Here is a 15,527-nt window from a genome sequence, read left to right on the forward strand (position 1 = left end):
GACGTATTTATTGGCCATTCGTCCACAAACACTTAAAAAATGATTACAGATACTACAGATAGCTTATTGAAGTCATACCAGCAATTGATAGATTCTTACGATGAAATTTTGGATGCCTCAGGGCAGGTAAAGCCTCATTGGAGAACCCTATTTGCTACGCTAGAAAAGTTGGGAATGAAAGAGCTAACCGTACGTAATCAGGAAATTATCAATAAGCTTCGTGAAAACGGGGTAACCTACAATGTGTACGAAAGCCCTGACGGTCTTAATCGCCCTTGGCAACTAGACCCGATTCCTTTTTTGCTAGAAAAAAACGAATGGGATACTATTTCAAAAGGCTTGCAACAACGGGCTATTTTATTAGACCTGATGTTGAAGGATATTTATGGCCCCCAACACCTCATTAAAGAAGGGATTTTGCCTGCTGAGCTAATTTATGACAATACGGGCTTTTTTAGACCCTGTAATGACTTAAAATTACCATCCGAAAAACAATTAATTTTGTATGCTACCGATATTGCTCGTGGCCCCGATGGCCGTATGTGGGTAGTAGACAACCGAACACAAGCACCTTCGGGCTCGGGTTATGCCCTCGAAAACCGTAGTGTCATGAGTAAAATTTTGCCCGAATTAACCGAAGGAATGTTTGTAAGCCGATTGTCGCCTTTTTTCACAAGTTTACAACAACAGGTTTCTGCCTTGTCAAACCGTACCAAAGAACACCCCAATATCGTGTATCTTACGCCAGGGCCAAACAACGAAACCTATTTTGAACATGCTTATTTGGCTTCGTATTTAGGCTATACATTGGTACAGGGCGACGATTTGGTGGTACGTGATGGTTTTGTTTGGCTCAAATCAATAGACGGTCTCGAACGAGTGGACGTTATTATCAGAAGGGTAGATGACGAATGGTGCGACCCACTCGAATTACGAGAAGATTCTCGCTTGGGTGTTCCGGGTTTGTTACAGGCTATTCGTTCTGGCAATGTTACAGTATTGAACCCTCCGGGGGCGAGTGTCCTTGAAAATAGTGCTTTGTTGTCGTTTATGCACAATGCTTGTCGTTTTTTGCTAAACGAAGAACTCCTCATGCCTTCAATTGCAACATGGTGGTGTGGGCAACCAAACGAACTACAGTTTGTCCTCAACAACTTGCCACGTTTGATTGTTAAAAAAGCCAATCGCAAGCAGGTATTTCGTTCTGTTTATGGAAGAATGCTTAATAAAGAGCAGCTTGCCAATTTGAAGAATCAAATCCTAAAGGCACCGCACGAATATGTAGCACAGGAAGAAATAAGCCTTTCTACAACACCCTCGTTGGTCAATGGTAATATTGAACCAAGGTTGGCGGCTCTTAGAGCTTATTTGGTTGCCAATGGCAACGAATATCAAGTTATGCAAGGAGGGCTTACACGAAGCTCGGCCGAAAAAGGCCGTTTTGTAGTATCAAATCAACATGGAGGCTTGTCAAAGGACACATGGATTGTGTCGGATACCGAGCCGGTACAAAAAGATACAATCGTTCTGAACAAAACCGAATCGGTTCATCATCATACCTCATTACCAAGTCGAAGTGCCGAAAACCTTTTTTGGGTAGGTCGCTATTGTGAAAGAACCATGTCGGCAACGAAGTTTCTAAAAATCATTATCAACGTGTTGCACGAAAGTGTGCGATTTGGAGGTGTGTCAAAAGCCGAACACATTGATATTCTGTTGAAAGCCTTGACACATTTAACCTTGACATACCCTGGCTTTTTGGATGAAGAACATGAGCAAATTTTACAAAACCCCTATCCCGAACTTCATAGGCTTGTGTACGATGCCAAAAAGTTGGGTTCGGTGGCTTCGAGTGTCGAATCATTTTTGTATGGTGTAATTGCAGTAAGTGACAAATGGAATCATGATACTTGGCGTATTATCAACCTGATTGAGAATAGTTTGAAAAGAATCAAACGCCCTGAAGAGCCAAGTACCAGCAATGCCACAAGTTTGCAAAAGGTTTTAGATAAATTACATACTCGATTATTCACTTTTTATGGAATTTTATCTGAAACAATGCCCCGAGACAGCGGTTTTTATCTGCTTGAAGCGGGTAAACTCATCGAGCGAATTTTATCAAGAATCAGCATTCTTCGAGCTACCTTTAGTTTTAAAAGTGAAGAAAGCGTAGAAAACGATTTGATAGAAGCAGTGCTTATCAACCACCATTTGTTGGTACATTATCGTTTGCTTTATAAGTCCAATATGAATTTGGAAGCCATGCTCGATATGGTACTTTTAGAAAAGAATTTACCCTATTCGATGACCTACCAGCTTGATGCTTTGTTGGATTGTTTGAGTAAATTACCCAAGCCAATTCAGCCTGATAGGCTTAGCTTGGCCGAAAAAGCAGTATTAGAAGCATCTACCAAAATTAAATTGGCTGATATTGCCGAACTGGTTAATTTTGAACCAGAAAGCCTTTATCGTACAGCTTTGGATACCCTTTTGGCCGAGGTAACATCTTTGCTGAGTTCGGTTACAACGAGCTTGACAAATTTGTATTTTACTCATACCGAAATTCAGCATTCATTTATGGGAAGTCCTGAAAATTTAGAGACTAATGAAATATAAATTGATTCATAAAACTCAGTATCGATACTTTGAAAAAGTAAATAACTACCATAGTTTGGTATGCTTGCAACCACAAACTATGGTAGGACAAATATGTAAAAGCTTTTCATTAGAAATATCACCAAAACCTGCCGATATAACGCAAAGAAAAGACTTTTTTGGTAATATAATACATTATTTTTCGATACATATTCCACACCAAGAATTACAGGTACTAGCTACAAGTGAGATTGAGAGTTTTCCTAAAAAAAATCCATTTTATAGAGATAGTATTTCTGTTGAGCAAGCTCGTGAAATTATCTGGAATACACGGGCGTTAAAAATTGAACTTTTACAATATATTCTGCCTAGCCCATTTATTAATTGGGATGATGAAATTACGCTATTTGCCAAAAGCTGTTTTCCCGAAAATAGACCTTTGTATGAAGGGGTTGCTAACCTTTGTCATAAGATTTTTTCAGAATTTAAGTTTGTTTCTAATTATACAAGCATCTATACGCCAATCAAAACGGTATTGAGAGAACGAAAAGGGGTTTGTCAAGATTTTTCACATTTGGCTATTGCTTGTTTGAGAAGTTTGGGTTTACCTGCCCGTTATGTAAGTGGCTATATCGAAACGCTACCGCCTCCGGGCAAAGCCAAATTACAAGGTACAGATGCTTCGCATGCTTGGATTTCAGTGTATATTCCTCAACTTGGGTGGTGCGAATTTGACCCAACCAACGATATGGTTCCTCAGGAACGACATATTATTACGGCTTATGGACGAGATTACAGTGATGTAGCTCCACTGAAAGGCGTTATTTTTAGTTCAGGACGACATACCTTATCGGTTTCGGTAGATGTACTTCCTGTAGCGTAATTGAAAGTACAAAAGTAGTGTATAAACTTCTAGTCTGAATTTGGATTGCTATGACTAGTTTTGATATAAATCTTTGTTAATTATCTATTAGCCAGCGAACTGAATTGGTTTTCTAGCTAATAGATAATCTCATTACTATACTTGCACCGAGTCGTAAACAATGACTTTTTCCCAAAGGTGCGAGTAGTCTTCTACAAATTTTAGGTGAATAGGGTGTTTTTGATAGACTTCTTCTTCTTCCAAATTATCAAAAAACAGCATCCATGATACAGCATATCCACGCTCAATTACACTTCTATTGGTACTTGCTGGAACGCCAATGTGGTGGAATCGGATAGTTGGTACTTTCGACAAAGCTGTTAATCCTTCAATAAGCTTATTTTTATCGGCTTCGCTAGAAGGATTTTTAAGCCAAAAATACACATGATGGATAAAAATTTTCTTGGCCGTATTGGCTAGCGATGGAGTGGCCACGGCAGTAGCTGCTGTAGCTACAACTGCCTGAGTTAAGAATGAACGTCTTCTAACTTTTTTCATAAAAGGGGTGATTTTGAGTTATGGTATTGGATTTTTTAGCTCAAAGTCATACAAACTCCTAGAATAATTGTTCGTATTGCTTTGGTAAAGCTTTGAGTGGTTTGATACGAATATCACGGTAAAAAACTTCAGCAGCTTCGCTTTGTAATTGTATTTTTCCACTAGTCATAGGTATTTCTTTGCCATCGGGCTGTATATAGCGTGAATTTTTTAAGACCATCACCACACGACCATTAACAATATGCAAGCTTTTTCCTTCAAAACAAATGAGCTCTAGGGTATTCCAATCGTTGTTAGGTTTTTCATAATTGGCCGAACGAACACAGTAATAATCGCCACCAGTTTTGAATGGTGCAAAGGGTTGTGTTTGGTCGGCAACACGATTCATAATACCTTCCGACTGGAAAGAACGTATATCGATAGCCGAGTTGGCTTGACACCAAAAATCACCAGTATGTCCTTCCATAATCTGAAACTCCTGTGAGAGCATCCACGCACGCCAGTATTCTACCCCAGCGTCTCCGTTAGAATGGTAAAGAACTCCCGAATCACGAAGTTTATCTTTGCGAGGTTCATATTTGGCTGTACCCCATTTTACTTGAAGCTTCAGATGATAGTTTTCGTATGATTTGCTGGTAAATAAACAGCCGTAGATTTCGCCGCTTACTCGTAATACAGGCCCAGAGGGGTCGTTGATTACAGAAAAAACATGCGTATCGTCTTTGTTATAACCAATAGGGCTAATGGGTTTTCCTGTACTATCTTTCGGTATATTTCCATTATAGTTTGATTTATGGCGATAACTCAAATAGCGTTCCCATTGGCTAAGATTTTGATCTAGCAAAGGTATCCATTCGTCAGGCTGACGCATAGATGATAGTAACAAAAAGGGCATTAAAATAACAAAATACAAGTATATTCGTTTCATGAAGGTATTATTAGAGATGAGATAGATAGATTATAGTATCACAAAACTAATTGATAGGTTGAACTTGTTAATGGTAAAAATCCATTATATCTTGGTATATATATGGTATAATAGCGTATTTATCTAGTCAATATATTTTTTAGGTTTATGAAACGATACATTTTGCATACACCCTTCAATATTTACCATTTTGAAGCCACCCAATGGCCACATTCGGTTCATAAGCATACCTATTTTGAAATCATTTTTATTTTGCGGGGCAATGGTATTCATAATATCAACGGTAATGCCTTTGAATATACCGAAGGCGATGTATTTCTGTTGGGGCCAGAAGATTACCATAATTTTGAAATCAATCTACAAACCGAGTTTTGTTTTATTCGGTTTAATGATTTTTTCAATAAACAGCAGCTTGCAGAAAAAAACAACTCGTGGGTGGCCATCATGGATACCTTGCTTTATACCTCATCACAAAGTCGTGGGTCAATAGTCCATGACAAGCAAGAAAAGCAAAAGTTGCATCATCTTTTGGCTGTGTTGGAAGAAGAATATGAGCATCAGTCGCCCTATTTTGAAATCATAAGAGATAACCTGATGCGAAGCATTATGATGATTCTTGCTCGAAACCTTTTGGGGCAAACACCTACAAAAACTGTTCCTAGAGATTCGGTTGAGGCTATTTTGAGGTATATCAAGCAGCATATTTATGAGCCTCCTAAGCTAAGTATCGAACACCTGGCCGAGGTGTTTCATTATTCGCCAGCTTACGTTAGCCTTTTCTTTAAAAGACACACAGGCGAATCCTTGAAGCAGTATATTACCCAACACAAAATCAAACTTATTGAAGCTCGTTTGTTGTATAGCCAACTTAGCTTGACCGAAATAGCCGATGAGTTTGGCTTTACTGATGAAAGTCATTTTTGTAAACAGTTTAAAAAATATACTGGAACAACCCCCACAGCTTTTAGAAAAATGGAATAAGAAAATAGATGGCGAAAAATAGCAAAAATACCCGCTGTGTACAAGAAGTATGAATAGCGGGCTTAAATAGATAACAGAGGCTTCAGAATGAAATAGGCTAAGTTAGTGAGGTACAAAGAAAAGTTAGGCTATAACCACCTATGGTTGGTCGCTTTAAGCTTTGTACCTCTTTCCCTAGTTTAGAGGCTAATGATTTTTGTTGTAATGGGTTAATAGCCAGGGTTTTGTTGTAATACAGCGTCTTTGTTGAGTTGTATTTCGGTAAGAGGAATAGGCAATAATAAATGTGTATTGCTAAGTCCTTTAACAGGATTTACAGCACTATTTGCATTCAGGCGATTGACACGACTTACCAGCGTTTTGGTACGCATCAAGGTCATTCGGCGGTTTTCTTCACCAATTAACTCTCTGGCTCTTTCATCCAAGATAAAATCGAGCGAAACATCAGAAGCCTCAATTTTGCCCACATTAGGATAGCTTGGAAATGCTCTTGCACGTAGGACATTCAGGGTATTGGCGGCATCTTGTAATTTTCCTTGTTTGAATTGAGCTTCGGCCAACAACAGATAGGTTTCGCCTAAACGCATCAAAATAAAATCTTTAATCATCGCAAATCCAAAGGTATCGTTAGGGTCAAACTGGTACCATTTGGTGGTATGTGGAGCTAAATTGAACAGTGTATCGCTACCAGCATAGGGTACAGGCTTACCATATAAGGCTGTTTGGACAGGGTCATTATAAACATAACGGCGACGAATATTATTGGCTGAGTTACGAATATCGCCTTGTTGGTAAAGGTTATAAATCACCCAGTTGCTTAATCTTAATCTACCCAAAGCACGCCCACCGGTAGAATCGGACAGGGCCATTCCTTTTACATTATGATAAGCTGCTCCCCAAACCCTGCGTTGTTGAGCACTACCTGTATTACCACCCACTACGGTACTAGGGTTTTCTTGCTCTAAAACCCAAATGGCTTCGGTATTACCTTGGCTTCTGCGTTGGTTGCCATATACAAACATATCTGAATAGTAGTCGCCTGTAGTACTTGTTTTGATACCATATCTATTTTTGACAAGCTTAAATTTACCACTATTAATAATAGCCTGTAATTGAGCTTCGGCCAAGTCTGGTTTTCCCATTCTCAAATACGTTTCTCCTAGCAATTGCATTGCCATATACTTGTTGGCACGGCCATAAAGCTTGCCTTTTGCATTGCTTTTAACATCGTCAATATCGGGTAAATTGGCAATAGCAAAGGTTAAGTCACTAACGATTAGATTATTTACTTGGTCGACAGGAGCACGAGTAAAGTCGGTTTTAGGAGCAGTCAGAGCTTCTGTCAAAAGAGGTACATCGCCAAAACAAGTAGCCAAATTGTTGTAAGCGTATGCTCTAAAAAACTTAGCTTCAGCATTAATCTTATTTTTACCTACAGTACTAATTCCCTTTAAGCTAGGCGATTCGATAGAATTGATAATAATATTAGATAAATTGATTAATACATAGTTTCTGTCCCAAGTACGGCCTGCTGCCCCATCGGTAGGTGTTAGGCGTGTATAATCGTAATAAGGAATTTCGATACCCTGTTGATTGGCGGTTGCATTGGCCACATCAGTACCCACTTGCCATACACTTAGCCATCCTTGCTGGTCAGACCACGTAAGAATAGTACTTGTATGATTATATAAGCCTATCAAAGAGGCTTCAAAACCCAACGAGTCGTTGAGGGTTGCGGGTGTATACGATGAAAAAGGTTTTTCCGCAAGAAAAGAATCCCTACAAGAAGTTGCCAGTACAATTACCGACAGTAGGAGAATTTGAATAAATGATTTCATAATATTTTATTTTAGGATTGCTGCCAGTTAACGAAGACTAATATTAAGACCCAACACAAACGTACGTGTAAGAGGATAGTTGTTTGCCCAGTCACCCGAACCTCTTTGCTGTTGTACGGCCTCTGGGTCCCAGCCAATCCAATTTGTAAACGTATGTAGGTTACGGCCACTTGCATATACAGTAAGCCCACCCAAATGTAGCTTTTCTAGTAAATTTTGATTAAAAACATAACTCAAGGTTACATCTTTGATACGTGTATAACTGGCATCAGAAGCATAGCCATAGCCTCTTGGGTTTTTGTAAGCCAAAGAAGGTCGTGTATTGCTTTGATTTTCGGCTGTCCAGTAGCCCACATCAATAGGCGTATTTCGTTTGCCTGTTTCGTCGGCATAAGTTAAGTCGGCATTGTTGCGAGTAACCCCCTGTACTGTTTGGATAAATACATTCAAGTGTAGGTTTTTATAGTGGAATGTATTGGTAATACCACCTGTCCATTTTGGAGTAGTTTGACCCAAAATAGTACGGTCTTCGGCAGTAATTTTTCCGTCGCCATTCAAATCAGCAAATTTCAAATCGCCAGCCAATGCTCCAGGGTCTTGCTTAGAGGCATCTTCGCCTTTTTGCCAAACCCCCAAAAGTTTGTAATCATAAACAACGCTAATAGGTTGTCCAATAAACCATCGGTTGCCTAGGTCGTCTTTTTTGTCGCCGTACAAATCCACAATTTTGTTATGGTTAGAGGCAAACACAAAAGTGCTTTCCCATTTAAAATCACCTTTTGTGACATTTCGGGTATTGAGGGTAAGTTCGATCCCTGTATTTGAGGTTTCACCTAGGTTATCAAAAACGTTGCTATATCCTGTAATAATAGGAAGGCTTCTTAATAATAATAGACCAGTTGTGCTGTTTTGGTAAAGTTCTACGCTACCGTTTATACGGTTGTTCATCAAACCGAAATCTATACCAATATTTTTGCTGAGGGTACTTTCCCACTGAAGATTGGCATTGCCGAGGTTACCAGCCACAGCACCGATACTACTTACCCCATTAAATGGACTCCGAACGGTGTTATCGGTAGTAATAGTACGATACACACTGATAGCCTCATTGCCTGATTTTCCGACAGATAAACGTAATTTTAAGTTATTGATTAAACTTAAATCTCTCATAAAAGGCTCGTTCATAATATTCCAGCCTAGAGCTGCCGATGGAAATAAACCATACTTCGAGGTATTAGCTCCAAATACCGAAGAACCATCACGGCGAGCTGTAACTGTCAATAAATAACGGCTATCGTAAGTATAGTTTACACGGAGCATCTGCGAATTAAGACCATAACGGTCGGCATACGAACTTCCCGATTGGGTAGCACCAGCACCAATATTATTGTATGATAATTCGTCGTTGACAAAACCTACAGCTGTAACACTGGCAGTATTGTATTTACGTTGTTGGGCAGAGTATAACCCTGTAAAGTCAAGGTGGTGCTTGCCCCAATCTTTGGTATATGACAATATGTTTTCAAGGGTATAGCTATTTGTTTCGCTATATGAGCTATAGGCTGTACCAAGCAAGTCGTTGGCTTTGCGGCCTGTATAAGTTGCCACATGAGTTGGAATATACGAATACCCCAAGTTCATTCTGTATTTTAGCCCTTTTAAAAGCCCCGAAAATTGTATTTCTGCATAACCATTACCATTGAGGTTTGTGCTGCCATTGACACGGTCGGTTGTTAGTCCCAACATTGGGTTGGTGTATAATTGCTCAGGAAACATCGGATAAATTGTATAACTTCCGTCGCTATTGTATTCTTGCCCATACGGACTCATGGCTGTGGCATTGAGCAAGTTGGTACGGCCGCCGTCATAATTGTTATTGGCAATAAACAATGACGTACCTACTGTTAGGTAATCAGTAACGTTGACATCTAGGTTTGAGCGGAAACTGATTCTTTTATATTGATACCCTTTTATTACTCCTTTTTGGTCGAGGTAATCGCCTGAAATAAAGTATTTTACATTGGGCGACCCACCCGAAATACTCAAGTTATGGTTCTGTAAAACACCAGTTTGGCTAGCTTCTTTTAGCCAATCGGTAGTAATACCTGCATTGTAGTTGGCTAGTTCGTTGTAGTTGGGTACAGGGCTTGTTTGTGGTTGGCCTGTTTGAGCAAGGTAGTCTTTGTATTTTTGTAAATATTGTTCTCCATTGCGTGGCGTAAGAATGTGTGCAAACTCCTCGATACCCGTATAGGTACTATAGCGAATAGAAGGTTTGCCTGTTTTACCTCTTTTGGTGGTAATCAAGATGACCCCATTAGCTCCATTTGTACCATAAATAGCCACTGCCGAAGCATCTTTTAGGATTTCCATCGACTCTATATCATTGGGGTTGATGTCGTTGAGCGAGCCACCTGTTTTGCTCAAAGGAATACCATCTACTACCACATAAGGGCCTGAGTTGGCATTGATCGAGTTCTGGCCTCTGATAATCGTTGAGGGAGTAGAGCCAGGAACAGATGATGACTGTGAGATATTTACACCCGCTACCGAACCTTGTACGGCTTGCAAAACATTGGTAATAGGTAACTGCGATAGGCGTTCTTTAGGAACAGATGCCACCGAACCCGTAATATCCGAGCGTTTTTGAGTACCATATCCTACAACCACTACTTCGTCGAGCGATTTAGCATCGGCTTTGAGGGGTATATTGACAACGGTTCGCCCCGAAATAGCGATTTCCTCTGTAATAAAACCTACATACGAAATAACCAACACTGGGTTGGTAGATTCTTCGGGTACTTTTATGGTAAAGTTTCCTTTGGCATCGGTATTTGTGCCAATATTTGTTCCTTTCAGTACAACACTTGCACCTGGCAAACCCTCACCTTTTTCATCGACAATTTGTCCTGTAATTGTTTTGTCTTTTGGGGCAGTTGTTTTAGTGTTGGTGATTTTGTTTAGCACAAGTCCATGTTGTGGATAATCACCTTTGGTAATGTAACGGGCTGATATGCCACTCATAGGCAACATTGCTCCGTAAAGAAGTAACCATTTAATTTTCATAGGCACTCGATAGGATTTCGTTGTTTGGTTTTGGAATAATATTATTTAAGGAATTACTTGATTTTGATATTAGAAATGGTAAATCTAACATTTGAATAATGCAAATCTACGGGGGAAGAATCTGATACGAGGGGGAGGTTTTCGTCAAAAAAAGGGGATATAATCACTTAGACTTGTAGATCTGAATGATTATTGGATAAAGCCAAAAAACAAGTGCCAAATTTGATAAAATTAGGGCTTTATTTTCCTAAATAAATATCAATAAATAAGGTTTTGTGAGAGGGGGGGGGCTATAAAAAAGTGGTCTAGTGTATTGTAGTGACGGATTATTTCAAGTATTTATGTAGTTTTGGAGGCTTTAGGTCTATGATAAGCAAGTGGAGTTGTATTACTAGACAGGTTAAAAAAGAGATAAAGGTTTTGGAAAAAAGTAGTAAAAGACTTTGAGAAACCATGTGAGGAACTTAGCTGGAATATGGGAGGAGTTTAAAAGAAAAGTGTGTTTTATGAAAAAGTATATATTGCTGATTTGTGGGCTATGTTTATATGCCCAATGGGGACAAGCGCAATCGGGTGAAGATAGGTTTCGTTTTGAACACCTTACCGTTAATGAAGGGCTACCTCATAGTGATGCCATGAGTGTTGTTCAAGACAATGCAGGGTTTATTTGGGTAGCAACCAACGACGGAGTTGCTCGTTTTGATGGTTATGAAATTAAGCGATATAACCTTCCTGTAAATCCTAAAAATGGACTAACGAGCAACAGAATTCAATCACTCCATAAAGATTTTCGAGGGTATTTGTGGAGTGGTGCTGAACGGGCAGGGTTGAGCTTTTATGATGAAAATTACGATCATTTTATCAATATTAATGATAGAACTACCAGTACCGTCGATAAAAAAACATTGGCTATACTAAGGAATACAAGTGTATTAAATATTAGTTCGGATAGGCAAGGGCATATATTTGCAGGTACACGAGAGGGGGTTTTTATGTTGACCCTCAATTTGCACAATGAGTTGATAGACATACAGCAAATATCTTTGGGTAGCCAAAAAGTCTATACAGCTTCTGACTTGGCAGTAGACTCTTCAGGAACGCTATGGATAGGCACTGATGGAAAAGGGCTTTGGTATTTGGAGGCTACATGGATAAAGGCTGGAAGAAATATAGCAAAAATTGCTCCTATGTCTGTTGATGAAGTTAGTGCTTTGCATTTTGATAAAAAAGGTAATTTGTGGATTGGTGCTAACAACCGTATCTATTGGGTGGCTGCTCAGGAGTTTAAAGAAAGGCATCCTTTCGACAAACACCCGCTTCCTCAAACCCTAGAGGGTATTGAATGTATAGAGGTAGATTCATTTGGTCGCTTGTGGGTAGGAACTAATTTTGGACTATATTTTTGGGAAGCACAGCCCAATAATACCAATATACCTGTAGTACAGGAAAAAGTGAGTATTTTTTTGCCGAAAGACGATAACCCTTATAGTATCAACTCTGGCCGAATACATCAGGTTTTTGAAGATAAAAATCAAATTCTGTGGTTTGCTGCTTCGGCAGGAGGACTCAATAAGGTAGACTTACGACATAAACCTTTCCATAATTTGCAACGACAGTTTAAGCAGAACCCAACTTTACCCAATAATTATGTTAATGCTTTGCACAAAGATTTTCAACATAATTGGCTTTGGATTGGGACTCGCAATGGTTTTTCACGGTATGATTTTACAACAAAAACCTATAAAAATTACCTAAATAGAGAGGCTCTGGGTGATGCAACGGGCATAGATGTCGCTTCGTTTTGCCAAACTACCAGCGGAAGCCTTTGGGTGGGTACTCGATACAATGGCTTGATTCGCCTTCAAAATAACCAAATAACAACTTTTAAGCAGCTCAATCCACAGTTGAGTTTGTTCAGTACCAGTATCGAAAGTATTGTAGAAGACAACGACGGGTCTATTTGGCTGGCTACCTTTGAATTAGGACTTATTCATCTTGATAAAAATGGCAAATTTTTAGCTCAATTTTCACTCGACGACAACCAGTTGCCTTCTCGGCAATTTACGTACTTGCTGTACGAAAAAGAAAAGGGAATATTGTGGGCAAGTACACGAGACATAGGTGTTTTGAAAATTCAAATTATGCCGCAAAAACTACATGTTTTAGAACAGTTTTCTTATAAAAAAAATGACAAAAACAGCCTCAGTGTTAACTGTGCTTGGCCGCTCTTGAAAGATACCGAGGGGGCTATTTGGGTGGGTACAATTGGCGGTGGGCTCAATCGTATCATTCCTATGGCCTCTGGCAAATATCGAGTACAGAGGTATCAAACGCCAGAAATGAATGTAGAAACATTACTGTCGGACGAAAAGGGAAACCTCTGGATTGGTGGTTCGGGGTTGAGCCGATTTACCCCTAAAAATAAACAATGGCTGCACTATAATGTAGCCGACGGTATCCAAAGCAATTCGTTTAAGGTGGGTGCCGCCTGTAAAGCTACCGACGGAACGCTCTTTATGGGTGGAATAAAAGGAGTAACTTACTTTCGGCCGAGCCAGATTTTGCCTAATCAGTACGCTCCAAAAGTATGGCTAACCAATCTTCGGATTTTTAACAAGGTTGTTCATGTTGGCGAAAAAATCAATAACCGAGTTTTGTTAAATAAGCCAATGAGCAAAACCCATCAAGTAACAATTCATGCCGATGAAAATGATTTTTCGATAGAGTTTGTGGGTCTTAATTACAGTAACCCCAATAAGAATACTTATGCCTATCGCCTTGTAGGCTATAACGACAATTGGATATATCCTGCTGCTGGGCAACGAACGGCTAGTTTTTCAAATCTTGCTGCGGGTCAATATTACTTTTCTGTAAAGGTCGACAACGGCGAAGGCCGTTGGTCTGAGCAGCCCGCCACTTTGCAAATTACAATATTGCCACCTTGGTACTATACTTGGTGGGCGTATTTGCTATACCTAAGCTTGATTGCTATTGGGTTGTTGATATACCGAAAAATCACCTTGAGTCAACAAGAGTTACGTAATACTTTGGCCTTAGAAAAGTTCAAGACAGAAAAAGAAAAAGAAGTTACAGACATAAAACTTCGATTTTTTACCAATGTTTCCCATGAACTTCGTACACCGCTTACTTTGATTATGGGGCCGCTAGAAGACCTTGTTTCTACCCAAGGCAATAATCATAATAAATTGATACTGATGCACCAGCAAACCAAAAAATTGCTTGATTTAGTAAATCAACTATTAGAGTTTCGTAAAGTGGAAGCGGGACATATTTCTTTACATGCTTCAGAAGGAAATATTATCCATTTTTTGACAGAAATATTTTTGATTTTTCAGTTAAAAGCAGAAGAGTATCAATTTGACTATGCTATTACGATTCCTAATGAGCCTGTGACAATGTTTTTTGACTGGAGTAAGCTCGAAATCGTTTTGACCAATTTGTTGTCAAATGCTTTTAAATATACACCTCATGGCGGAAAAATCAGATTCGGTGTTTCTGTGGTTGGCTCACCCAATGCCAATGCCCGATGGGTAGACAAGCAATTGCAGGATAACTATATCGAAATAAAAGTACAAGATTGGGGAGTTGGCATGAACTCCGATGAGCTTAATAAGATTTTTGACCCTTATTATCAGGCTTCGCACACCGATACCATGCGTATGTTGGGTACGGGGATAGGGCTGTCGCTAGCACAAAACTTTGTTGAGGCACATCATGGTCAAATTACTGTAGACAGCAGCTTGGGTATAGGTACAACTTTTACAGTAAAATTACCATTTGGGAAAGCTCATTTGAGTGCTAGCCAAATAGGAGAGCCTTTGCAGGAAAGCAATTTTACGTCTATGAATACACCCAAAAGCCCTTCTTTGGCAAAACCCGAATGGCTCAAAACAGATTTTATGATACCTCCAACAACCCGTATTTTACTGGTAGAAGATAATACCGAGCTACGGCAGTATCTACAGCAGTTGTTTGAGCCATATTGTGAAGTGTTTTTGGCTGTTGATGGTATTGAGGGCTGGGAAAAAACCCTAGAGGCGATACCCGACCTGATCGTTAGCGATGTAATGATGCCCAACAGCGATGGGCTATCGCTATGTAAAAAGGTAAAAGATAATCCTAAAACTACGCATATTCCTGTGGTGTTACTAACGGCAAGAGCAGCGGTTATGCACGAATTGGAAGGCTTAGAAACAGGTGCAGACGAATATATGGCTAAGCCCTTTAATCCTAAGATTTTACTGACCAAGGTTTTTTCGATGTTGCAAAGTAGATTGTTGTTGAGAGAATATTACCAACGACAGCTTTTATTAGAGCCAAGTTTGGTTATGATTCCAGACGAAACCAAAGTATTTTTACAAAAAGCCATGACTATCGTTGAGGATAATCTTGGTAATTCTGATTTTAATGTACAAGTTTTGGTACGAGAAATGGCCATGAGCCAATCGGCTTTTTATCGACAAATCAAGGCTATTACAGGGCAGTCGGTTGTAGAATTTATTAGGGATATACGCCTAAAAAGAGCAGCTCAATTATTAACTACAAGTAATTTTAGGGTTTCCGAAATTGCTACAATGGTTGGTATTGATGATATTAAGTATTTCAGAAAAATGTTTCAAAGTATTTATAAACTTTCGCCAACAGAATACGCTCGCCAGCACAAAACAGAGCTTTGATA

8 protein-coding genes are annotated in these 15,527 nt (G+C 39.4%); 4 read left to right on the forward strand and 4 right to left on the reverse strand.

The genetic code is table 11. The annotated features are described in order from the left end of the window. Positions 1-39: 39 nt before the first annotated feature. Both FLEMA_RS0166700 and FLEMA_RS0166705 read left to right on the forward strand, forming a co-directional pair. The gene (locus FLEMA_RS0166700; RefSeq protein ID WP_026998196.1) at positions 40-2,616 is read left to right on the forward strand and encodes a circularly permuted type 2 ATP-grasp protein; all 2,577 of its coding nucleotides are present in this window, start codon (positions 40-42) and stop codon (positions 2,614-2,616) included. After that, complete coding sequence (locus FLEMA_RS0166705) at positions 2,606-3,478, forward strand: transglutaminase family protein (protein ID WP_026998197.1); 873 nt, start codon at positions 2,606-2,608, stop codon at positions 3,476-3,478. The genes FLEMA_RS0166700 and FLEMA_RS0166705 overlap by 11 nt, the downstream gene beginning before the upstream one ends. A 135-nt stretch (positions 3,479-3,613) precedes the next feature. Here FLEMA_RS0166705 and FLEMA_RS0166710 read toward each other — a convergent pair whose 3' ends face one another. Together FLEMA_RS0166710 and FLEMA_RS0166715 are read right to left on the reverse strand one after the other, a co-directional pair. Then, positions 3,614-4,015: a Dabb family protein gene (locus tag FLEMA_RS0166710; protein WP_026998198.1), complete on the reverse strand. Its 402-nt coding sequence runs from the start codon at positions 4,013-4,015 to the stop codon at positions 3,614-3,616. A gap of 58 nt (positions 4,016-4,073) precedes the next feature. Next, positions 4,074-4,943: a 3-keto-disaccharide hydrolase gene (locus tag FLEMA_RS0166715; protein ID WP_026998199.1), complete on the reverse strand. Its 870-nt coding sequence runs from the start codon at positions 4,941-4,943 to the stop codon at positions 4,074-4,076. A 147-nt stretch (positions 4,944-5,090) separates the two neighbouring features. On the opposite strand from FLEMA_RS0166715, the gene FLEMA_RS0166720 reads away from it, so the two are divergent. Beyond that, the gene (locus tag FLEMA_RS0166720) at positions 5,091-5,924 is read left to right on the forward strand and encodes a helix-turn-helix domain-containing protein (protein ID WP_026998200.1); all 834 of its coding nucleotides are present in this window, start codon (positions 5,091-5,093) and stop codon (positions 5,922-5,924) included. 209 nt (positions 5,925-6,133) lie between these two features. On the opposite strand, the gene FLEMA_RS0166725 is transcribed toward FLEMA_RS0166720, so the two are convergent. Together FLEMA_RS0166725 and FLEMA_RS0166730 are read right to left on the reverse strand one after the other, a co-directional pair. Then, positions 6,134-7,762 (reverse strand): RagB/SusD family nutrient uptake outer membrane protein, encoded by a 1,629-nt coding sequence (locus FLEMA_RS0166725; RefSeq protein ID WP_026998201.1) that lies wholly within the window; start codon positions 7,760-7,762, stop codon positions 6,134-6,136. 27 nt (positions 7,763-7,789) lie between these two features. Then, positions 7,790-10,828, reverse strand: a complete 3,039-nt coding sequence (locus tag FLEMA_RS0166730) for a SusC/RagA family TonB-linked outer membrane protein (RefSeq protein WP_026998202.1) — start codon at positions 10,826-10,828, stop codon at positions 7,790-7,792. A 506-nt stretch (positions 10,829-11,334) separates the two neighbouring features. On the opposite strand from FLEMA_RS0166730, the gene FLEMA_RS0166735 reads away from it, so the two are divergent. After that, positions 11,335-15,525 (forward strand): hybrid sensor histidine kinase/response regulator transcription factor, encoded by a 4,191-nt coding sequence (locus tag FLEMA_RS0166735; RefSeq protein ID WP_026998203.1) that lies wholly within the window; start codon positions 11,335-11,337, stop codon positions 15,523-15,525. Positions 15,526-15,527: the final 2 nt, after the last annotated feature.

This window comes from Flectobacillus major DSM 103 (genome assembly GCF_000427405.1).
Classification (GTDB): Bacteria; Bacteroidota; Bacteroidia; order Cytophagales; family Spirosomataceae; genus Flectobacillus; species Flectobacillus major.

Excerpts from the sequence above, each read along its gene's own strand:
- FLEMA_RS0166705 (WP_026998197.1), top strand. The coding sequence starts at position 2,606 with ATGAAATATAAATTGATTCATAAAACTCAGTATCGATACTTTGAAAAA.
- FLEMA_RS0166720 (WP_026998200.1), top strand. The coding sequence starts at position 5,091 with ATGAAACGATACATTTTGCATACACCCTTCAATATTTACCATTTTGAA.
- FLEMA_RS0166700 (WP_026998196.1), top strand. The coding sequence starts at position 40 with ATGATTACAGATACTACAGATAGCTTATTGAAGTCATACCAGCAATTG.
- FLEMA_RS0166715 (WP_026998199.1), bottom strand. The coding sequence starts at position 4,943 with ATGAAACGAATATACTTGTATTTTGTTATTTTAATGCCCTTTTTGTTA.
- FLEMA_RS0166730 (WP_026998202.1), bottom strand. The coding sequence starts at position 10,828 with ATGAAAATTAAATGGTTACTTCTTTACGGAGCAATGTTGCCTATGAGT.
- FLEMA_RS0166725 (WP_026998201.1), bottom strand. The coding sequence starts at position 7,762 with ATGAAATCATTTATTCAAATTCTCCTACTGTCGGTAATTGTACTGGCA.
- FLEMA_RS0166710 (WP_026998198.1), bottom strand. The coding sequence starts at position 4,015 with ATGAAAAAAGTTAGAAGACGTTCATTCTTAACTCAGGCAGTTGTAGCT.
- FLEMA_RS0166735 (WP_026998203.1), top strand. The coding sequence starts at position 11,335 with ATGAAAAAGTATATATTGCTGATTTGTGGGCTATGTTTATATGCCCAA.